At 61.0% G+C, this 21,252-nt stretch carries 17 protein-coding genes; 8 read left to right on the top strand and 9 right to left on the bottom strand.

The window, feature by feature from the left end; all coding sequences use genetic code 11:
- Window positions 1-4: 4 nt before the first annotated feature.
- From hutH (N5D61_RS08825) to hutG, 5 genes are all read left to right on the top strand, one after another.
- A complete protein-coding gene (gene hutH, locus N5D61_RS08825) occupies window positions 5-1,639 on the top strand; it encodes a histidine ammonia-lyase (protein ID WP_279892134.1) in 1,635 nt (544 codons plus the stop codon).
- Between the two features lie 23 nt (window positions 1,640-1,662).
- Window positions 1,663-3,186 carry a histidine ammonia-lyase gene (gene hutH, locus N5D61_RS08820; RefSeq protein ID WP_279892412.1) on the top strand — a complete coding sequence of 508 codons (1,524 nt, stop codon included), beginning with the start codon at window positions 1,663-1,665 and terminating at the stop codon, window positions 3,184-3,186.
- 190 nt (window positions 3,187-3,376) lie between these two features.
- Window positions 3,377-4,786 (top strand): amino acid permease, encoded by a 1,410-nt coding sequence (locus N5D61_RS08815; protein WP_279892131.1) that lies wholly within the window; start codon window positions 3,377-3,379, stop codon window positions 4,784-4,786.
- Window positions 4,787-4,873: 87 nt separating this feature from the next.
- Window positions 4,874-6,079 carry an imidazolonepropionase gene (hutI, locus tag N5D61_RS08810; protein WP_279892129.1) on the top strand — a complete coding sequence of 402 codons (1,206 nt, stop codon included), beginning with the start codon at window positions 4,874-4,876 and terminating at the stop codon, window positions 6,077-6,079.
- A gap of 21 nt (window positions 6,080-6,100) precedes the next feature.
- A complete protein-coding gene (gene hutG / locus N5D61_RS08805; protein ID WP_108237467.1) occupies window positions 6,101-6,904 on the top strand; it encodes an N-formylglutamate deformylase in 804 nt (267 codons plus the stop codon).
- Window positions 6,905-7,031: 127 nt separating this feature from the next.
- Here hutG and N5D61_RS08800 read toward each other — a convergent pair whose 3' ends face one another.
- Complete coding sequence (locus N5D61_RS08800; protein ID WP_279892126.1) at window positions 7,032-9,323, bottom strand: heavy metal translocating P-type ATPase; 2,292 nt, start codon at window positions 9,321-9,323, stop codon at window positions 7,032-7,034.
- Window positions 9,324-9,406: 83 nt separating this feature from the next.
- On the opposite strand from N5D61_RS08800, the gene cadR reads away from it, so the two are divergent.
- Window positions 9,407-9,865 (top strand): Cd(II)/Pb(II)-responsive transcriptional regulator, encoded by a 459-nt coding sequence (gene cadR / locus N5D61_RS08795; RefSeq protein ID WP_108237469.1) that lies wholly within the window; start codon window positions 9,407-9,409, stop codon window positions 9,863-9,865.
- Between the two features lie 137 nt (window positions 9,866-10,002).
- On the opposite strand, the gene N5D61_RS08790 is transcribed toward cadR, so the two are convergent.
- The 5 genes from N5D61_RS08790 to N5D61_RS08770 form a co-directional block, all read right to left on the bottom strand.
- On the bottom strand, window positions 10,003-11,451 hold the full coding sequence (locus N5D61_RS08790) for a catalase (protein ID WP_279892123.1): 1,449 nt from the start codon (window positions 11,449-11,451) through the stop codon (window positions 10,003-10,005).
- A 366-nt stretch (window positions 11,452-11,817) separates the two neighbouring features.
- Entirely contained in the window at window positions 11,818-12,975 is a 1,158-nt protein-coding gene (cfa, locus tag N5D61_RS08785) for a cyclopropane fatty acyl phospholipid synthase (RefSeq protein ID WP_108237471.1), read from the bottom strand.
- A 351-nt stretch (window positions 12,976-13,326) separates the two neighbouring features.
- On the bottom strand, window positions 13,327-14,160 hold the full coding sequence (locus tag N5D61_RS08780; protein WP_108237472.1) for a thymidylate synthase: 834 nt from the start codon (window positions 14,158-14,160) through the stop codon (window positions 13,327-13,329).
- Between the two features lie 57 nt (window positions 14,161-14,217).
- Window positions 14,218-15,030 carry a prolipoprotein diacylglyceryl transferase gene (lgt, locus tag N5D61_RS08775; RefSeq protein WP_108237473.1) on the bottom strand — a complete coding sequence of 271 codons (813 nt, stop codon included), beginning with the start codon at window positions 15,028-15,030 and terminating at the stop codon, window positions 14,218-14,220.
- A gap of 36 nt (window positions 15,031-15,066) precedes the next feature.
- A complete protein-coding gene (locus tag N5D61_RS08770; protein ID WP_108237474.1) occupies window positions 15,067-15,849 on the bottom strand; it encodes a sulfite exporter TauE/SafE family protein in 783 nt (260 codons plus the stop codon).
- A 114-nt stretch (window positions 15,850-15,963) separates the two neighbouring features.
- Between N5D61_RS08770 and N5D61_RS08765 the strand changes: the two genes are divergently transcribed.
- Window positions 15,964-16,710 carry an NRDE family protein gene (locus N5D61_RS08765; protein ID WP_108237475.1) on the top strand — a complete coding sequence of 249 codons (747 nt, stop codon included), beginning with the start codon at window positions 15,964-15,966 and terminating at the stop codon, window positions 16,708-16,710.
- 163 nt (window positions 16,711-16,873) lie between these two features.
- Here the strand turns inward: N5D61_RS08765 and ptsP are convergent, their stop codons facing one another.
- Window positions 16,874-19,153 carry a phosphoenolpyruvate--protein phosphotransferase gene (ptsP, locus tag N5D61_RS08760; RefSeq protein ID WP_108237476.1) on the bottom strand — a complete coding sequence of 760 codons (2,280 nt, stop codon included), beginning with the start codon at window positions 19,151-19,153 and terminating at the stop codon, window positions 16,874-16,876.
- Between the two features lie 21 nt (window positions 19,154-19,174).
- Complete coding sequence (locus N5D61_RS08755; protein ID WP_007252747.1) at window positions 19,175-19,654, bottom strand: RNA pyrophosphohydrolase; 480 nt, start codon at window positions 19,652-19,654, stop codon at window positions 19,175-19,177.
- 165 nt (window positions 19,655-19,819) lie between these two features.
- Here N5D61_RS08755 and N5D61_RS08750 point away from each other — a divergent pair, with 165 nt between their 5' ends.
- Entirely contained in the window at window positions 19,820-20,476 is a 657-nt protein-coding gene (locus N5D61_RS08750) for an HAD family hydrolase (RefSeq protein WP_108237477.1), read from the top strand.
- Between the two features lie 121 nt (window positions 20,477-20,597).
- Here N5D61_RS08750 and N5D61_RS08745 read toward each other — a convergent pair whose 3' ends face one another.
- A complete protein-coding gene (locus N5D61_RS08745; protein WP_108237478.1) occupies window positions 20,598-21,026 on the bottom strand; it encodes a DUF2269 family protein in 429 nt (142 codons plus the stop codon).
- Between the last annotated feature and the right edge of the window lie 226 nt (window positions 21,027-21,252).

Raw genomic sequence — 21,252 nt, 5'->3', positions numbered from 1 at the left:
ACCCATGGCGCGAGCACAACAGATCATCATCGGCGACGTACCGGTCACCTGGCAGGCCGTCACGGCCGTGGCGCGCCACGACGCGACCCTGGCCCTGTCAGACGCGGCCTGGGCCCGTATCGATAACGCCCAGGCCATCGTTCAGCGCATCGTCGCCAGCGGCGAGCGCGCCTATGGCGTGAACACGGGGCTTGGCGCCCTGTGCAATGTGTCGCTGCAGAATGAGCAGCTCAGCCGCCTGTCACGCAACACCTTGCTCAGCCACGCGTGTGGCGTGGGGCCTGTGCTGGCAGACGAGCAGACACGCGCGATCATTTGCGCCTCGATCATCAATTACAGCCAAGGCAAATCCGGCATTCACCGTCAGGTGGTGCAGGCCCTGCTGGCCTTGCTCAACCACCGCATCACCCCGCAAGTCCCGTCTCAAGGGTCGGTGGGGTATCTGACGCACATGGCCCACGTCGGCGTGGCGCTGCTGGGCGTGGGCCAGGTGAGTTACCGTGGGCACATCGTTTCGGCACTGCAAGCACTGGCCGAGGAAGGGCTGTCGCCGGTCGAACTGGGCGCCAAGGACGGGTTGTGCCTGGTCAATGGTACGCCTTGCATGACGGGCTTGAGTTGCCTGGCCATCGCCGACGTCAATCGTCTGATGCAGTGGGCGGACGTCATCAGCGCCATGACGTTCGAAGGCCTGCGCGGACAGCTGGACGCCTTTGACGAGGAGATCATTGCCCTCAAGCCCCACCCTGGCATGCAGCAGGTCGGCAAGAATCTGCGCGGCCTGCTGGCGGGCAGCGAAGTGCTGGCCAACAGTCAGGGCATCCGGACGCAGGACGCACTGAGCATTCGGTCGATTCCCCAAGTCCATGGCGCCACACGCGATCAACTGGCCCACGCGACGCGGCAAATCGAGACCGAACTCAATTCGGCGACCGACAACCCCCTGCTGCTGGGCACTCCAGAGGCCTATCGAGTGGTCTCGCAGGCCAACCCTCACGGGCAGTCGGTGGCCATGGCGGCCGATCTACTGGCGATTGCCATGGCCGAACTGGGTTCGATCGCCGAGCGCCGCCTCGATCGCCTGATCAACCCGACCGTCAGTGGGCTGCCGGCGTTTCTGGTCAGCCAGCCGGGCGTCAACTCGGGGATGATGATCGTGCAGTATGTGGCCGCCTCCCTGTGCGCGGAAAATCGCCAGATGGCGCAACCGGCGATCGTCGACAACTACGTCACCTCCGGGCTTCAGGAGGACCATCTGAGCATGGGCACCAGTGCGGCGTTGAAACTGCACAAGGTGCTGGAAAACGTCACGCAGATCCTGGCCATCGAGTATTTACTGGCCGCACAAGCGTTCGAATTCTTCAAGGGGCCGCGTTTTGGCGTCGGCACCGAGGCGGCCTGGCGGTTGCTGCGCGAACGCGTCCCGGCTTACGACGAAGACCGCTGGCTGGCGCCGGACATCGCCAGCAGTGTCACTCTGCTCAAAAACGAAGAATCACTGGAAAGCGTCTTTCAGGCCTGCCGCGACTACGCGCGGGCACACAACACCCGTCGCAACCCGAGCGCCACAAGCGCCGAACAGGCAGGAGCCAGTTCAAGGCACGCGACCGACCTCAACGAAGGAGTAGCAGCATCGTGACCGACAACCAACAGGCGACCCCGCTGAACCTGATCCCCGGCCAGTTGACCCTGGCGCAACTGCGCGCGATCTATCAGCAGCCCGTGACCCTGACGCTGGATGCCAGCGCCGCCGGGCAGATCGACGACAGCGTGGCCTGCGTCGAGCAGATTCTCGCCGAGAACCGCACCGCCTACGGCATCAACACCGGCTTCGGTCTGTTGGCCTCGACCCGCATCGCCAGCGCCGACCTGGAGAACCTGCAACGTTCGCTGGTGCTCTCCCATGCTGCAGGCGTTGGCGAGCCGATCAGCGACGATCTGGTGCGGCTGATCATGGTCCTCAAAGTGAACAGCCTGAGCCGGGGTTTTTCGGGCATTCGACGGCAGGTGATCGACGCGCTGATCGCGCTGGTCAATGCGCAGGTTTACCCGCACATTCCGCTCAAAGGCTCGGTCGGCGCTTCCGGCGACTTGGCGCCGCTGGCCCACATGTCGCTGGTGCTTCTGGGCGAAGGCAAGGCGCGTTACCAGGGTCAGTGGCTGAACGCTGTGGAGGCGCTGGCGGTCGCCGGTCTCGAACCGTTGACGCTGGCGGCCAAGGAGGGGTTGGCGCTGCTCAATGGCACTCAAGTCTCCACCGCGTATGCGCTGCGCGGCCTGTTCGAAGCCGAAGACCTGTTCGCCGGTGCACTGAGCTGCGGCGCACTGACCGTCGAAGCCGTACTCGGCTCCCGGGCCCCCTTCGATCCGCGCATCCATGCCGCTCGCGGCCAGCGTGGGCAGATCGACACGGCTGCCGCCTTTCGCGACCTGTTGGGCGATGGCAGTGAAGTCTCCGAATCCCACCGCGACTGCGACAAAGTGCAGGACCCCTACTCCCTGCGCTGCCAGCCACAGGTCATGGGCGCCTGCCTGACTCAGCTGCGCCAGGCATCCGAGGTGCTGGCGATCGAATCCAACGCGGTGTCCGACAACCCGCTGGTGTTCGCCGCTGAGGGCGAGGTGATCTCCGGTGGTAACTTCCACGCCGAACCCGTGGCCATGGCCGCTGACAACATCGCCCTGGCTCTCGCCGAAATCGGCGCCCTGAGCGAGCGCCGTATTTCGCTGATGATGGACAAGCACATGTCGCAACTCCCGCCCTTTCTGGTGGGCAATGGCGGCGTGAACTCCGGGTTCATGATCGCTCAGGTGACGGCCGCTGCGCTGGCCAGCGAAAACAAGGCGTTGGCGCACCCGCACAGCGTCGACAGCCTGCCGACCTCAGCCAACCAGGAAGACCACGTGTCGATGGCTCCCGCCGCCGGCAAGCGCCTGTGGGAAATGGCGGAAAACACCCGAGGCGTGCTGGCTGTAGAATGGCTGGCTGCCTGTCAGGGGCTGGACCTGCGCAAAGGTCTGAAAACCTCGAAAAAACTGGAGATGGCCCGCGCCACTCTGCGCGACATCGTCCCGTTCTACGAAAAGGACCGCTTCTTCGCCCCTGACATCGAGGCCGCCACCCACTTGCTCGCATCCCGATGCCTGAGCAAGCTGGTGTCCGCTGACTTGTTGCCGAGCTTCTGATCGGGACAGGCCAGGGACGGCCTGTCATTGGAATGAGGAGAGGGCCGCGACGCTTTGTAGGAGCGCGCTTGCCCGCGAAGGCGGTGTGTCAGGCGACGCATCCGTGAATGACACACCGCCTTCGCGGGCAAGCGCGCTCCTACAGGGCGTGCTCCTTCTCATTCCAGCAAAAGAAAGACTTGGAACTGAAATGAAACCGCAAAACGCAAATGCTCTGAAACGCGGGCTCAGCGCCCGCCACATTCGCTTCATGGCGCTGGGCTCGGCGATTGGGACCGGCCTGTTCTATGGCTCGGCCTCGGCAATCAAACTGGCCGGCCCCGCCGTGTTGCTGGTCTACCTCATCGCGGGCGCCGCGGTTTACATGGTCATGCGCGCACTGGGCGAAATGGCTGTGCGTAATCCCGTGGCGGGCTCGTTCAGCGAATACGCCACACAGTACCTCGGGCCACTGGCCGGCTTCGTCCTGGGCTGGACCTACGCCTTCGAAATGATCATCGTCTGCCTGGCCGACGTGACCGCATTCGGGATCTACATGGGTTTCTGGTTTCCCGACGTGCCGCGCTGGATCTGGGTGCTCGGCATCGTGTTCGTGATCGGGGCGCTCAACCTGTGCAGCGTCAAAGTGTTCGGCGAGACCGAGTTCTGGCTGTCCCTGCTCAAGGTCGGCGCCATTATTGCGATGATCCTGGCAGGCTTCGGCATCCTGCTCTTCGGCATCGGTTCGTCCTCCGGCGACAGCGTCAGCCACGTCAGCAACCTGTGGACCCAAGGCGGCTTCATGCCCAACGGCGTCAGCGGCCTAGTCGCGGCGCTGGCCGTGGTCATGTTCGCTTTCGGTGGTATCGAAATCATCGGCGTCGCGGCTGGCGAGGCGCGCAATCCCGAGCAGGTCATCCCCCGGGCCATCAATGCAGTACCGCTGCGTATCCTGCTGTTTTACGTGCTGACACTGTTCGTCCTGATGGCCCTGTACCCTTGGCAAGAGATCGGCAGCCAAGGCAGCCCATTCGTCCAGATTTTCGACAAGCTCGGGATTCCCTCGGCCGCGATCATTCTCAACATCGTGGTGATTTCCGCGGCCGTGTCCGCGATCAACAGTGACATTTTCGGCGCCGGCCGCATGATGTATGGCCTGGCGGTACAGGGCCAGGCGCCGAAAGGATTCGCACAGTTGTCCGGCTCGGGCGTGCCATGGATGACGGTGCTGGTCATGGGCGCCGCGCTGCTGTGTGGCGTGGTCCTGAACTACCTGATCCCGGAAAACGTTTTCCTGTTGATCGCCTCGATCGCCACCTTCGCCACGGTCTGGGTGTGGCTGATGATCCTCGTGACCCAGATCGCCATGCGTCGCTCAATGACACAGGGCGAGGTCGCGCAACTGAAATTTCCGGTGCCGTTCTGGCCGTTGGGCCCGATGGCGGCCACTGCGTTCATGGTGCTGGTTTTCGTGGTGTTGGGTTACTTCCCTGATACCCAGGCAGCCCTGGCAGTGGGGGCTGTCTGGATCGTGTTGTTGGTGGTTGCGTACCGGGTCTGGGTCGCCCCGAACCGCAATCGGCCATTGTCGGATCAGGCGCGGGGCAAGCCGCCGGCCTGACCCTTCACCCATTCCCGTCGGCGTGAGCCTGCTCGAAGCCGGTGCACGCCTGCTGGGCTCGAACCGCATCGATTTATGGAGGCATTGATGAAAACGCTCTGGCATAACTGTCACGCAGCAACCATGGCAAACGGCACATACTCGATCATCGAGGATGCCGCCATTGTGACCGACGGAGCGCTCATCGCCTGGCTCGGGCCGCGCAGTGAGCTGCCTGAACAGGGTGACATCGCCCAGGTCGATTTGAACGGAGCGTGGGTGACGCCCGGCTTGATCGACTGCCACACCCACACCGTCTTCGGCGGCAACCGCAGCGGGGAATTCGAACAGCGCCTACAGGGCGTGAGCTACGCCGACATCGCAGCGGCCGGTGGCGGCATCGCCAGCACCGTTCGAGCCACGCGCGCGGCAAGCGAAGAAGCGTTGTATGCCAGCGCGGAGCGCCGCGTGCTGCACTTGCTCAAGGACGGGGTCACCACGCTGGAAATCAAGTCCGGCTATGGTCTGGATCTGGCGAGTGAAGCGAAGATGTTGCGCGTTGCGCGTCAACTGGGCCGGAATCTGCCGGTGACCGTACGCACCACCTGCCTGGCGGCCCACGCCTTGCCGCCCGAGTACAAGGACCGTGCCGACGACTACATCGCCCACGTCTGCAGCGACATGCTGCCCGAGCTGGCGAAGGATGGCCTGGTGGATGCCGTCGACGCGTTCTGTGAATACCTGGCGTTCTCGCCCGCCCAAGTCGAGCAGGTGTTCATCACCGCAGGTCAGCTGGGCCTGCCGGTGAAACTGCACGCCGAGCAACTGTCGTCGCTGCATGGCTCCAGCCTGGCAGCACGGTATCAGGCGCTGTCTGCCGACCATCTGGAATTCATGACCGAGGAAGACGCCATCGCCATGGCCGCCTCCGGCACTGTCGCGGTGCTGCTGCCCGGTGCGTTCTATTTCCTCCGGGAAACCCAGTTGCCCCCCATGGAGGCGCTGCGTAAACACGGCGTGAAAATCGCCATCGCTACTGACCTCAATCCGGGCACCTCTCCCGGCCTGTCATTGCGCCTGATGCTGAACATGGCTTGCACCCTGTTCCGCATGACACCCGAAGAAGCCCTCGCGGGCGCGACCCTTCACGCCGCTCAGGCGCTGGGGATGGCCGATACCCATGGTTCGCTGGAGGTGGGCAAGGTCGCCGATTTCGTGGCATGGCACATCGAGCGACCTGCGGACCTGGCGTACTGGCTGGGTGGAAACCTCGATAAACGCGCCGTGCGCCACGGCGTGGAAAGTCATTTCTAATTACTGAATCGGGAGAACATCGTGGACAAGGTTCTGAGTTTCACTCGTGGTCGCATACCGCTGCTGATCAGCATGCCCCACCCAGGTCTGAATCTGACGCCTGTGGTACGCGAAGGCTTGGTGGATGAGGCCGTGAGCCTGCCAGACACTGACTGGCATATCCCGCGCTTGTACGATTTCACCCACGATCTGGGCGCCAGCGTGCTGGCAGCGGAGTATTCGCGATTCGTCATCGACCTCAATCGCCCTTCCGACGACAAACCGCTGTACGCCGGAGCGACCACCGGGTTGTACCCTTCGACGCTGTTCGAAGGCGACCCGCTGTTCCAGGAAGGCCGGGTGCCGAGCAAAGAAGAGCGCGCGACTTATCTGGAGAAAATCTGGACGCCATACCACGACACCCTGCGCAAAGAGCTCGAGCGCCTGCGTGACGAATTCGGCTACGCGTTGCTGTTCGATGCCCACTCGATTCGCGGCCACATCCCGCACCTGTTCGACGGCCGCCTGCCGGACTTCAACCTCGGCACCTTCAACGGCGCGAGCTGCGATCCGGAGCTGGAAAAGCGGCTTGAAGCGGTGTGTGCAAGCGCCAAGCGCTACAGCCATGTGCTGAATGGGCGCTTCAAAGGCGGCCACATCACCCGTCATTACGGCAATCCGGCAGAGCACATCCACGCGGTGCAGCTTGAGTTGGCGCAAAGCACCTATATGGAGGAGTTCGTGCCGTTCCACTACCGCGCGGATCTTGCTGACCCGACGCGGGTGGTGCTGAAGTCGTTGCTGGAAAGCATGATCGCCTGGGGGCGGGAGAAGTACGGAAAATAATGCCCTTCCGGTGATCGCTCCCACGCTCCGCGTGGGAATGCAGTGCGTGACGCTCCGCGTTACCGGACGGGGAGCGTCACGCGGCAGGCGGCCCACGCGGAGCGTGGACACGATCACGCTGACGTTGCTATCTCCTCAATAACCGTAGCCCGTTGAACACCACCAACAGGCTCACCCCCATATCTGCGAACACCGCCATCCACATGGTCGCCATTCCGGCGAACGTCACGGCCAGGAAAATTGCCTTGATCACCAGTGCCAGGGCGATGTTCTGTCTGAGTACCGCAGCCGTATCGCGAGACAGGCGGATGAACGCCGGAATCTTGCGCAAGTCGTCATCCATCAATGCCACGTCGGCGTTTTCGATGGCCGTGTCCGTGCCGGCAGCGGCCATGGCAAAGCCGATCTCTGCACGAGCCAGTGCCGGCGCATCGTTGATGCCGTCGCCAACCATCCCGACCCGATGCCCCTGCGCATAAAGCCCTTCAATTGCTTTCAGCTTGTCCTCCGGCAGCAGATTGCCCTTCGCGTGGTCAATTCCTACCTGTGCGGCAATGGCCTTGGCGGTATGCGGGTTATCGCCCGTGAGCATCACTGTCTTCACGCCCAGGCCATGTAATTGCGCGATGGCTTCCCGGCTGCTGTCCTTCACTGTGTCGGCGACCGCAAACAAAGCCAGGGGTCCTGTCTCGTCAAACAACAGCACCACCGTCTTGCCCTGGGACTCCAGCGCTTCCAGGCGCGCCTCGAGTGCTGGCGAGCACAGACCTGCGTCGTGCACCAGCCGGTGGTTGCCCAGATGGTAGAAATGGCCTTCAACTTCGCCTTTGACCCCCAACCCACTCAGCGCCTCGAAGGCTTCCACGGCCAGGTGCCCGTGCTGGCCGAATGCCGTGGCGATGGCTTGGGAGACAGGATGATCGGAACGTCCGGCTAGGCTCGCGGAGATCACTCGCGCACGCTCGCCAAAGGCCTCATCGAGCAACACGTAATCGGTCTGCACCGGTTTGCCATGGGTAATGGTGCCGGTCTTGTCCAGCGCCAGGTAGTCGAGTTTGTGCCCCATCTCCAGATAGACGCCGCCCTTGATCAGGATGCCCTTGCGCGCCGCAGCGGCCAGACCGCTGACAATGCTGACCGGTGTTGAAATGACCAAGGCGCAAGGGCATGCCACCACCAAAAGTACCAGCGCGCGATAAACCCAGTCGAACCAAGCCGCCCCCATCAGCAGCGGCGGAACGAGCGCCACGGCCAGCGCCAGGACGAACACCGCCGGCGTGTAGACCTTGGAGAAACTGTCGACGAAACGTTGGGTCGGTGCACGGGCGCCTTGCGCCGCCTCGACGGCATGAATGATCCGCGCCAGCGTCGAATCATTCGCCGCCGCCGTGACCCTGTACTCCAGCGAGCCGGCCTGGTTGATCGTGCCCGCGAAGACTTTATCGCCCACTCTCTTCTCGACCGGCAGGCTTTCGCCCGTGATGGGCGCCTGATCGATGCTGGAATGCCCGGCGACCACTTCACCGTCCAAACCAATGCGCTCACCGGGCTTGACCCGGACTACGCTACCCACCGCGATATGCTTGACGTCGATCTCTGCCCACTGACCGTCCTGCTGCACGGTTGCCGTGTCAGGCGTCAATTGCATCAACCCGCCGATAGCATTTCGCGCGCGGTCGAGGGACTTGGCCTCGATCAGCTCAGCGACGGTGAAAAGAAACATCACCATGGCCGCTTCCGGCCATTGCCCGATCAACACCGCCCCCGTCACCGCAATGCTCATCAGCGCATTGATGTTCAGGTTGAAATTCTTGAGTGCGATCCAGCCTTTCTTGTAGGTGGTCAGGCCGCCGCTGAAGATCGCCACCAAGGCGATCAGCGCCACGACCCACGTCGGCGCGGCCTCGGTGAAATGAATCACCTCAGCCGCAATGGCCGCGACGCCGGACAATGCCAGCGGCCACCACGGCTTGCTCGGCGCAGGCAGCGTTTCGGCCTCCTCGATTGCGCCTTCATCGATCATCTCGGCCTGCATCCCCAACGAACCGATGGCATCACGGATCGGCTGCACGGACGGCAACTCGTGCCATACGCCCAGCACACGGTTGATGAGGTTGAACTCAAGCTTCTGGATGCCTTTGAGCTTGCCCAGCTTGTTCTGGATCAGCGTCTGTTCGGTAGGGCAATCCATCGCTTCAATGCGGAAACTGCTGAAGCGCGCGTCATTCATCGAACCGCTGCCCAGGTTGACCACTGCCGGGGCGGCGTCGTGGGAGCAGCAGGCATGTGCGGCATGATCGTGCTTGCCGACAGGCGTCAATGTCATGGGGGCCGAGTGATCGTGGCCCGGATGGGCATGCCCTTTGTGGTCATGACCCTTGTGGTCGTGAGGCGAATGTTTGTGGACAGAGTCACTCATGGGTTGAGTCTCTTGATGTGCGTGTTGCCAAGTACACACCCTGTAGCCACTATAGGGTCAAGCCTCAAAACGGGATGAGTGACATGAGCGCCTCTTTCAAGATCGGCGAACTGGCCAGACTGACCGACTGTCCGGTGGAAACCATTCGCTATTACGAGCGTGAGGGACTACTGGCCGAACCCGCGCGCAGCGACGGCAACTATCGGCTCTACACTCAAGAGCATGTCGAGCGTCTGACCTTCATCCGCAACTGCCGCAGCCTCGACATGACGCTGGACGAAATCCGCAGCCTGTTGGCTTTGCGCGACAGCCCGCAAGACCAATGTCAGAGCGTCAATGCGCTGATGGACGAACACATCCAGCACGTCAGCGCCCGCATTGCCAGTCTCCAGGCATTACAGGAACAACTCGTGGCGTTGCGAACGCGCTGTAGCGAAGGCGCCTTGGACCATTGCGCAATATTGGAGCGCCTGGAGACCAGCGGCAGCGTGGTCACCCCCGACGTCGAACATTCCCATGTGGGCCGTAGCCACGGCCATTGATGGGTCGATCCTGCCTGAATTAATCACGCCCCGACTCGGCCCCGTAGGAGCGCGCTTGCCCGCGAAGGCTGTGTCAGGTGGCATGGTTGCCAACAGACATCCCCTATCGCGGGCAAGCGCGCTCCTACAAATAGGCGTTAAGCAGCGTGAATGCGTTCCACCGCTTCGGTCACACCTGCGCCGTACTCCGGGTCCGCCAGCGTGCAGTGTTTGATGTGCAGCGCGATGATGGGCGCTGACACGCCGCGCAAGGCACGGGCGGTGTTGTCGAAAAGCGACTGCTTCTCTTTGGGCGTCATCTTGCGGAACAGATTGCCCGGCTGCGAGAAGTAATCGTCATCCACCCGATGGTTCCAGTGCCCCGCCGCGCCTTCGATGGACAGAGGTGGCTCACGGAAATCCGGTTGTTCCTGGAACGCGCCCTTGGTGTTCGGCTCGTAGGAGGTCATGCCGCCACGGTTGCCGTCGATGCGCATCAGGCCATCGCGGTGGTAGCTGTTCACGTGCAATGCAGCCTTGGGCGAGTTGACCGGAATCTGGTGGTGGTTGACGCTCAAGCGGTAGCGCTGGGCATCGCCGTACGAGAACAGGCGACCTTGCAGCATCTTGTCTGGTGAGAAACTGATGCCCGGCACGACGTTGGAAGGCGCGAAAGCTGCTTGTTCGACATCGGCGAAGTTGTTCTCCGGGTTGCGGTTGAGCTCGAAATAGCCCACTTCGATCAACGGGTAATCGCCTTTCGGCCAGACTTTGGTCAGGTCGAACGGGTTGATGTGGTAGGTGCCCGCTTCCTTCTCCGGCATGATCTGCACGAATAATTTCCAGCGCGGGAAGTTGCCCTGCTCAATGTTGTCGTACAGGTCTCGGTGGTGCGATTCGCGGTCGTTACCCACCACGGCGGCGGCTTCGGCGTCGGTCAGGTTGGCGATACCCTGCTGCGAGACGAAGTGAAACTTGACCCAGAAACGCTCGTGCTGGGCGTTGAGGAAGCTGTAAGTGTGGCTGCCAAAACCGTGCATTTCGCGGTAGCTGCGAGGTATGCCCCGCTCGCTCATGACCACGGTGACTTGGTGAAACGCCTCGGGCAATTGAGTCCAGAAGTCCCAGTTGTTTTCGGCGCTGCGCATGCCAGTACGCGGGTCGCGTTTGACCGCGTGGTTCAGGTCAGGAAATTTCAATGGATCACGCAGGAAAAACACCGGCGTGTTATTCCCGACCAGGTCCCAGTTGCCTTCCTCGGTGTAGAACTTCAAGGCAAAACCACGAATGTCGCGCTCGGCGTCCGCTGCGCCGCGTTCACCGGCTACGGTGGAGAAACGGGCGAACATCTCGGTCTGCTTGCCAACCTGCGAGAAGATCTTTGCGCGGGTGTAGCGGGTGATGTCGTGGGTTACGGTGAAGGTGCCGAACGCGCCTGAACCTTTGGCATGCATGCGACGCTCCGGAATCACTTCACGGTCAAAGTGCGCCAGCTTCTCGAGGAACCACACATCTTGCAGCAGGGCCGGGCCGTGTGGGCCGGCGGTCTGGATGTTCTGGTTATCGACTACAGGAGCGCCGAAGGCGGTCGTCAATTTGTTGCTCATGCGCGTTCTCTCCGTTAGGGTCACTGACGCGGGCGACCTCGTAGGAAGCCGGCCTGGATGTCTTGGATGGGGAGAACGATAAGGAAAACCGGAGGCGGACGCTCATTGTGATGCCGCACTGGGTGGATAGAGAGATTTCATTGACTAGCTGATCTTCGATAGCCAGCACAAATTCTTAAAGACACCCGAACCTGTAGGCCTTCGCCAGCTGTCTCTCACTCCTCCGAGGATCGTTCCCACGCTCCCGCGTGGGAAGGCCGTTCGCGATGCTCTGCATTGCACTGACGCGGAGCGTCAGAGGCTGCGTACCCACGCAGAGCGTGGGTACGATCAAACACTGCAGCCTGTGGGAGTGAGGCGGCGGCCTTAGATTTGGCTGCGATGGTACCCATGCGGCACGCCGCCTTTGGACAATACCCATTGCCATAATTGAATGTCCCGTGCTCGGAACGCGCCCGCGCACGACAACAGGTAGTAACGCCACATGCGATAAAAGCGCTGACCCAATTTTGATTCAAACTCAGGCCAGGCCTTCATGAAGTTGTCATGCCAGGCCATGAGCGTCTTGTCATAGTCCGAACCAAAGTTGTGCAAGTCTTCCACTACGAATAAACCGTCCATGGCGTCCCCCATCTGACCTATTGAAGGAAGATCACCGTTGGGGAATATATATTTATCAATCCACGGGTCGGGATAAGAGTTGCGTTGATTCTTCCCGATGGTATGCAACAGAAACAATCCACCCGGTTTCAAACAGCGGTGGGCTAACTCCATGTATTCTCGATGATTTTTACGCCCGACATGTTCGAACATGCCCACACTGGCAATGGCATCGAACTGTTCATCGATTTCACGATAATCCTGAAAACGAAACTCGAGCGGCAATCCCTTGTAACGCTCCTTGGCCCAAGCGATCTGCTCCTTGGAAATGCTCACACCCACGGCTTCGACACCATAATGCTCGGCGGCATAACTCATGAAACTGCCCCAGCCGCACCCGATGTCCAGCACGCGCATACCCGGTTTGAGTTGCAGCTTGCGGCAGATCAGGTCCAGCTTGGCGGCCTGAGCCTCTTCCAGGGTCGTCGCATTTTCCCAATACCCACAGGTATAGGTCATGCGCGAATCGAGCATTTTCGAATAGAAGTCGTTCCCCAGATCGTAGTGCACTTCGCCCACGGTCTTGGAGCGCTTGATGTTCTGCCGGTTCATGAACTTCGCCATGAGCGCGTAGAACACCAGCCGCACCGGCTTCACTTCTTCGGTCATGCCGGTTTTCAGCAAACGGTGAAAAAACTCGTCCAGTTGGTCGCTGTCCCACAGCCCGTCCATATACGCTTCGCCCAGTCCAAGGTTGCCCTGCGCGAATGCTCGCTCGATGACGCCCGGCCCGTTGAAGCGAATGTCGGAGGGTGCGGATCCATTCATCTGGATACCGGCGGCGTTGAGGAGACGAGAGGCCGTGCGATAAAGCCCGGAGGTGTGATCTGAATAAGTGTCAGTGCTGAAGTTCGTCGTGGTCATGGAGAGGGCTTTCCAAACGCATGTCAGGCTAAAGACTTTTTTGGTAGACCCGGACTATAGAACAAACGATCGCCACAGTTAAACTCAATAAATGCGATCGGAAGATTGAAAATATCTATCAAATCAATTTTGTTTACCGTGCTGCAAAACAGTTATTACACAGCTGCAACAATCCAATGTTCAGTCGAGTAATTAACAACCTGCAAGAAGGTTTTAACCAGTTAGAACATAGAAGGTTTGTGCGATTTTGTCGGCAGACCCCCTGGAGGGTCCAAGGCAGGTCTGATTACACCGCGGCGTGGTGAGCCTGCCCTGTCGAAAGCGGCAGACTCCTGGCGAGGTCCGTGGCGCTCAGACCGCCACCGGCGCCTTGATGTTGGGATCGGCGTCGTAACCCACGATTTCGAAATCCTCGAAACGGTAGTCGTAGATGCTGTCCGGGCGACGCTTGATGTTCAACCGAGGCAGCGGCTTGGGCGTGCGAGTCAGTTGCAGGGCGATCTGCTCTTCATGGTTGGCGTACGCATGAGTATCGCCCAGGCTGACAATGATCTCGTGGGGGATCAGATCGCACTGCTGCGCCAACATATGGGTCAGCAGTGCCAACGCAGCGATGTTATACGGCAGGCCCAGGAATACATCGGAACTGCGGATATACAGTTGCATCGACAGCTTGCCGTCGGCGACGAACGCCTGGTAGAGCAGGTGGCAGACCGCAAGCGCCTGGCGCCCCGCTTTCACGTTTTCCTGAGGCGAGAGTTTCTCGTCCGGCAGGTACTCGGTGTTCCAGCCGTGGAACAGAATCCGCCGACTATTGGGGTTGTTCTTCAGGCAATCGACCATGTAGTCGATCTGGTTGATCTTGCCGCCATCCTTGGTTGGCCAGCCAGTCCACTGCGCACCGTAGACCGGGCCGAGGTCGCCCTCTTCGGTGGCCCACTCATCCCAGATGGTGACGCCGTTTTCGTTCAGCCACCGGGTGTTGGTGTTGCCGCTGAGCATCCAGATCAACTCGTTGGCGATGCTTTTGAAATGCAGTTTCTTGGTGGTCAGTAACGGAAAGCCGTCAGCCAGGTTGTGGCGGATCTGACGGCCGAACACCGCTGTGGTGCCTGTGCCGGTACGGTCGCCTTTGCGTGTGCCGTTGGCAATGACGTCCTGCAACAGGTCAAGGTATTGCTTCATGCCCAAAGGCCCTCTTTATCGATGAACCGCCAGATGCGCTCACCTGGCGGTTCAGAATCATGCAGCTGCGTTATTGGCAGCGGGTGCGCGGTGGTACGCCAGCCAGAGCAGTACCAGACCGCCGATGATCATTGGCAGGCTGAGGATCTGGCCCATGGTGACCCAACCCCACGCCAGGTAACCCAACTGAGCGTCCGGCACGCGAACGAATTCCACGACGAAGCGGAAAATGCCGTAGAACAGCGCGAACATACCGGAAACCGCCATGGTCGGGCGTGGCTTGCGCGAGAAGAAGTAAAGAATGACGAACAGTGCCACACCTTCCAGCGCGAACTGATAAAGCTGCGACGGGTGGCGAGGCAGCTGCGCGGGGTCGCTGTAGGGCGGGAAGACCATCGCCCACGGCAGATCGGTCGGCTTGCCCCACAGTTCACCATTGATGAAGTTACCGATACGTCCAGCGCCCAGCCCGATCGGGACCATCGGGGCGATGAAGTCCATCAATTGGAAGAACGACTTGCCATTGCGACGGCCGAACCAGTAAGTGGCGATCATCACGCCAATGAAGCCCCCGTGGAACGCCATGCCGCCCTTCCACACTTCGAAGATCAGCAGCGGATTGGCGATGTAATTGGGCAGGTCGTAAAAGAGCACGTAACCCAGTCGCCCACCGACGATTACGCCCATGGCGACCCAGAAAATCATGTCGGAGAGTTTCTCTTTGGTCCAGGTCGGGTCGAATTTGTCGAGACGACGTGACGCCAGAAACCAGGCACTGCCGATACCGACCAGATACATCAGGCCGTACCAGTGAATTTGCAGCGGACCGATGGCCACGGCTACCGGGTCAATCTGCGGGTAAGGCAGCATTGCAACTCCTTAAATGGGCGCTCCGAGAGCGACGAATCAAATCAGAAAACTGGTACCGACCACCACCAGCAGCAGTGCGAACAGTCGTTTCAGCACCCTGGGCGACAGTTTATGCGCCAGTTTCGCACCAAAACGGGCGAAGAACATGCTGGTGAATGCAATACCGATCAGCGCGGGCAAGTACACGAAACCCAGACTATGCGGGGGCAGCAGGGGATCGTGCCACCCCAGAATCATGAAACCTATGGCGCTGGCGACAGCGATGGGAAACCCGCATGCCGACGAGGTCGCCACGGCTTGCTGCATGGTCAGGCTGCGCCAGGTGAGAAACGGCACCGTGAGCGAACCCCCTCCGATGCCAAAAATCGCCGAGGCCCAGCCGATGACCACGCCTGCCCCGACAAGGCCAGGTTTGCCAGGCACGCCGCGGCTGGCCTTGGGTCTCAAATCCAGCGCCATCTGGATGGCAACCAGGATCGCGAACACACCGATGATCTTCTGCAGGTGCGGCCCGGCAATGTAGCTGGCCGTCAGCGAGCCGAGCCCCGCACCGATGAGGATGCCGACTGTCATCCAGCCGAACACAGGCCAGCGCACAGCGCCCATGCGGTGGTGGGCGCGCACGGACTGAATCGACGTGAACACGATGGTTGCCAATGACGTACCCACGGCAAGGTGCGTCAACACTGAGCTGTCGAACCCTTGCAGCGTAAAACTGAACACCAGCACCGGCACGATGATGATGCCCCCGCCCACGCCAAACAGCCCGGCCAGCACACCGGCGCATGCGCCCAGGGCCAGATAGAGCAGAAATTCCATGGGGGTCTCCGAAAATCAGTGCGGCAGTTTACCGGAGCGTGCGGCCTGTCTCTAGGTGCGCGCGATGGATGTGCAGCGGATCTGTGCGTACAGTGGCGGAAAAAGGAGACCTGCATGTGCCTGATCGTCTTCGCATGGCGCCCTGACCACCCGCAACCTTTCATCCTCGCTGCCAACCGCGACGAGTTCTATGCCCGCCCGACGCGCCCGCTCGCGCAGTGGGAAGATGCCCCGCACATCTACGCGGGCCGGGATCTGGAAGCTGGCGGCACCTGGCTGGGCGTCTCCACGGACGGCCGCTTCGCGGCCCTGACCAACATCCGCGACCCTGGCCAGCCCTTGGGGCGTCGCTCGCGCGGGGAGCTGGTTGCTCATTTTCTGCAGGGCACGCTGTCTGTCGATGATTACCTGCGCGAAGTCGCGGGACGCGCGGCAGAATACAGCGGGTTCAATTTGCTGGTCGGTGACCGGCATTCGCTGCACTTTCTCAACGCTGTCGACGCCGCGCCTTGTCAACTCGCCCCGGGGGTTTATGGCGTGTCCAACGCCGGCCTCGATACACCATGGCCCAAGCTGCTCAAGGCCAAAGCGGCGCTGTCCGCACACCTGAACGACCCCGAGCCTGAGGCCCTGTTCGACTTACTCGCAGACGACACGGCGGCGGCAGACACGGAGCTACCCAACACGGGCGTAGGGTTTGCTACAGAAAAACTGCTGTCCAGCGTGTTCATCGCCAGCCCCAACTACGGAACCCGCGCGAGCACGGTGTTGATTGTCAGTGCAGACGGGAGCCGGAGGCTGATTGAGCGCAGCTTCGGGCCACATGGTGGGAGATTGGGTGAGGTAAGCCTGCACATCTGAATGCATCGCCCCTGTGCATGATCGTTGCATGATCGTTCCCATGCTCTGCGTGGGAATGCATCCTTCGACGCTCTGCGTCGTTGTGGACGCAGAGCGCCCGGGGCGGCGTTCCCACGCGGAGCGTGGGAACGATCATGCACAGGTACTCAGGGCTTGCGCCCGATCAATGCCCTTTGACCGAGGCCGGGTTGATCATCCGCGACAGCCCGAGGTTCTTCAGCGCCAGTTGCAACGAACTGCTGATGACCTGAGGGTTGTCATTGTTCATCAGTTGCGCCAGCAGTTCCTTGGCCTTGCTCAGGTTGATCTGACGCAGCATCCATTTCACTTTCGGCAGGTTGGTGGCGTTCATCGACAGGCTATCAAAGCCCATGGCCATCAGCAGCACCGCTGCCGCCGGATCGCCCGCCATCTCCCCACAAATGCTCACCGGCTTGCCTTCGGCATGGGCGTCGCGCACCACGTTCTGCAAGGCCTGCAGCACCGCGGGGTGCAAGTAGTCATAGAGATCGGCCACACGCGGGTTGTTGCGGTCCACCGCCAGCAGGTATTGGGTGAGGTCGTTGGAGCCGACCGACAGAAAGTCCACTTGCCGGGCCAGTTCTCGGGTCTGATAGACCGCCGCCGGGACTTCGATCATTACCCCTACCGGCGGCATCGGCACATCGGTGCCCTCATCGCGCACCTCACCCCACGCCCGGTGAATCAGGTGCAAGGCCTCTTCCGTCTCGTGCGTACCGGAAATCATCGGCAGCAAAATCCGCAAGTTGTTCAAGCCTTCACTGGCCTTGAGCATCGCCCGGGTCTGTACGAGGAAGATTTCCGGGTGGTCGAGGGTGACTCGAATGCCGCGCCAACCCAGGAACGGGTTGTCTTCTTTGATGGGAAAGTAAGACAGCGCCTTGTCGCCGCCGATGTCCAAGGTGCGCATGGTCACCGGCAGGGGATGAAAGGCCGCCAGTTGTTCGCGATAGATCGCCAACTGCTCCTTTTCACTCGGGAACCGCTGGTTGATCATGAAGGGCACTTCGGTGCGGTAGAGGCCGACGCCTTCGGCACCACGTTGCTGAGCGCGGGCAACGTCGGCCAGCAGGCCGGTGTTGACCCACAGCGGCATCCGATGGCCATCGAGGGTCACGCACGGCAGTTCACGCAACGCGTCGAGACCCTGCGCCAACTGACGCTCTTCCTCGACCACCACCGAATACTGCCTGCGCAGCGCTTCGCCAGGGTTGGTGTACACCTCGCCGTGGTAACCATCGACGATCAGTTCAATGCCATCGACTTTGGAATACGGCAGGTCAACCGCACCCATGACCGTTGGAATGCCCATGGCCCGGGCCAGAATCGCAACGTGGGAGTTGCCCGAGCCCAACACCGAGACCAAGCCCACCAGCTTGCCTTCCGGCACTTCCCCGAGCATCGCAGGTGTCAGCTCCTCGCTGACCAGAATGGTATTGTCCGGATAGACCAGCGCCTGTTGGCGCTCTTCCTGAAGGTACGCCAGCAGACGGCGCCCGAGGTCTTTCACGTCAGAAGCCCGCTCGCGCAGGTAATCGTCGTCCATCAGTTCGAAACGATTGACGTGCTCGTTGACCACCGAGCGCAACGCGCCCTGCGCCCACTGGCCGGTCCTGATGACGTTCTTGACCTCACTGCCCAGCGAGGCATCGTCGAGCATCATCAGGTAGACATCGAACAGCGCTCGCTCTTCAGGACGCAACTGTGTCGCCAACTTCGCCGAAAGCGTGCGCATGTCGGCGCGAACACCTTCCAGCGCATTTTTGAAGAGCTGAATTTCGGCCTCGATGTCGGTGACCGTCTTGTCCGGCACCACATCCAGATCCGCTGGCGGCAGGACCACCAACGCCGTGCCTACCGCAGCGCCCGGCGAACCGGCCACGCCGACGAACTTGGTTTCCTGGATGCCCTTGCCTTGCCGCCCCAGGCCACGGATCGAACCTGTGGCCTCAGCATGAGCGATGACGCCCGCGAGCTGGGCGCTCATGGTCACCAGAAACGCCTCTTCCCCTTCGTCGAACTGGCGACGCTCCTTTTGCTGGATCACCAACACCCCGACCACGCGCCGGTGGTGGATGATCGGCGCGCCGAGGAAGGAGGCATAGCGCTCCTCGCCCGTCTCGGCGAAATAACGATAACGAGGGTGATCGGCGGCGTTTTCCAGGTTCAGCGGTTCTTCTCGCGTGCCGACCAGGCCGACCAGGCCTTCATTGGGCGCCATGCTGACCTTGCCGATCGAGCGCTTGTTCAAGCCCTCGGTGGCCATCAGCACGAAACGATTGGTTTCGGGGTCGAGCAAATAGACCGAGCAGACCTGGCTGCCCATGGCCTCTTTGACGCGTAACACAATAATCCCCAACGCCGCCTTGAGATCCTTGGCGGAGTTAACTTCCTGGACGATCTTGCGCAGCGTATTGAGCATGGCTCGGGGTCGAACTCCGTGTCAGTCGCGCGACAACAGGCGCGGGGCAAGCTCTTTGAGTGCGCGGCGATAGACTTCGCGCTTGAATGTCACCACCTGGCCCAACGGATACCAATAACTGACCCAGCGCCAGCCATCGAACTCCGGTTTACCGGTCAAATCCATCCGCACCCGCTGCTCATTGGAGATCAGGCGCAGGAGAAACCACTTTTGTTTCTGGCCGATGCACAGCGGCTGGCTGTGCGTACGCACCAGGCGTTGGGGCAGACGATAGCGTAACCAGCCACGGGTGCAGGCCAGAATTTCGACATCGTGCCGTTCCAGGCCGACTTCTTCATTCAATTCACGATAGAGCGCGTCTTCAGGCGTCTCCTGCGGGTTGATACCCCCTTGAGGAAACTGCCAGGCATCTTGGTTGATACGGCGAGCCCATAAAACCTGGCCAGCATCGTTTGTCAGAATTATCCCGACATTAGGGCGGAAACCATCGGGGTCGATCACGGCTACAACCTCGCAAACGCATGTCGTCGCATTGTTCCACAAAGATCGTGAAGGCAGCAACGAGGCGCGGGCAGCTTATCGCCACAAGCGCATTAATAGATGCGATCACTTGATGAAACCTCGTATTCTTGTGCTCTTTTTTCAGTGATTTCAGCGGGTAACCCCATGCGTCTGGCCTTATTCGACCTCGACAACACGCTCCTCGGCGGTGACAGCGACCACGCCTGGGGCGACTACCTGTGCGAACGCGGCATTCTCGACGGCGCTGCCTACAAGGCGCGCAACGACGCGTTCTATCAGGATTACCTGGCGGGCACCCTAAACCTGACCGAGTACCTGAATTTCAGCCTGGAAATTCTCGGACGGACCGAGATGGCCCAACTCGACGAATGGCATTCGGATTTCATGCGCGATTGCGTGGAGCCACTGATATTGCCCAAGGCGCTGGCGTTGATCGCCCAACATCGCGACGCAGGCGACAAGCTGGTGGTCATCACGGCCACCAACCGTTTCGTCACGGCGCCCATCGTGGCCCGTCTGGGCATCGATACGCTGTTGGCGACGGAGTGTGAGCAGGTCGAGGGGCGTTACACCGGGCGCACCACCGACGTACCCTGCTTCCGCGAAGGCAAGGTCACCCGCCTGAATCGCTGGATCGAGGAAAATGGCTTCACGCTGGAGGGCAGCTATTTCTACAGCGACTCGATGAATGACCTGCCGTTACTGGAATGCGTGGCTAACCCAGTGGCCGTCGACCCGGATGAAAAACTGCGCGCCGAAGCGACTCGTCGCGGCTGGCCGGTCATTTCGCTGCGCGATTGAAAGCGTTCGCGGGCAAGTGCGCTCCTACAAGATGCCCTTTCACCTGTAGGAGCGCGCTTGCCCGCGACGGCGATCATATACACGCTTCCGCCGACAAGCCGTCTGCTGTGAATAGAGAGTACTAAACCGGCTTGGCTCCCATCAGGCCGGCGATGGCGACAAAGCAGACCGCGCTGAAAATCGCCAGCCCTAGCGTGAAACGAGGATTGCCAACCACTACTGGCCTGCGCAGCCGATTGACCCGCACCGCCAGCCAAGCCCAACTCAGCGCGCCAAGCGTATAGAGCATGGCGCTGCCCAGAATCCAGGCTTGCCCCAAGGGCCATCCGGCATAGTGCACCAGCCACCAGCCGCTGATGGGCAGCGCCAGCAGACACACCCCCATCAACAACCAGACGAACACCCAAGGCCGTTGCATGGCACGGTTCTGCACGGTCAAGTCCCCCGCCCGGCGCCCACGCACGATCCAGACTGCCAATGCCAGACCGCTGATGAACAGCAGCGCAGTCATCACCATGTGCAGGATTTTCAGGGTGGCGAAGTGTTCCATGGCGGTGTTTTCCTTTACAGAGGGCCGTGCTTTGAGCGTAGTACCGACGAGGAAGTTGCGCTGACCAGGGAAATCGCGTTCGCCTCTCTGTAGGAGCGCGCTTGCCCGCGATCTGGCGCGCAGCGGCAGCAGAACCAGACAACCGCGTTGTATCAGGCAAACCGCGTCATTTGGGTTTACTGCCGCTGCGCGCCAGATCGCGGGCGAGCGCGCTCCTACGGGCTAG

The sequence above is a fragment of the Pseudomonas sp. GD03842 genome, assembly GCF_029841165.1.
Classification (GTDB): domain Bacteria; phylum Pseudomonadota; class Gammaproteobacteria; order Pseudomonadales; family Pseudomonadaceae; genus Aquipseudomonas.
Note: the sequence above shows the minus strand (reverse complement) of the source record. Positions and strands in the feature narration are given on the sequence as shown.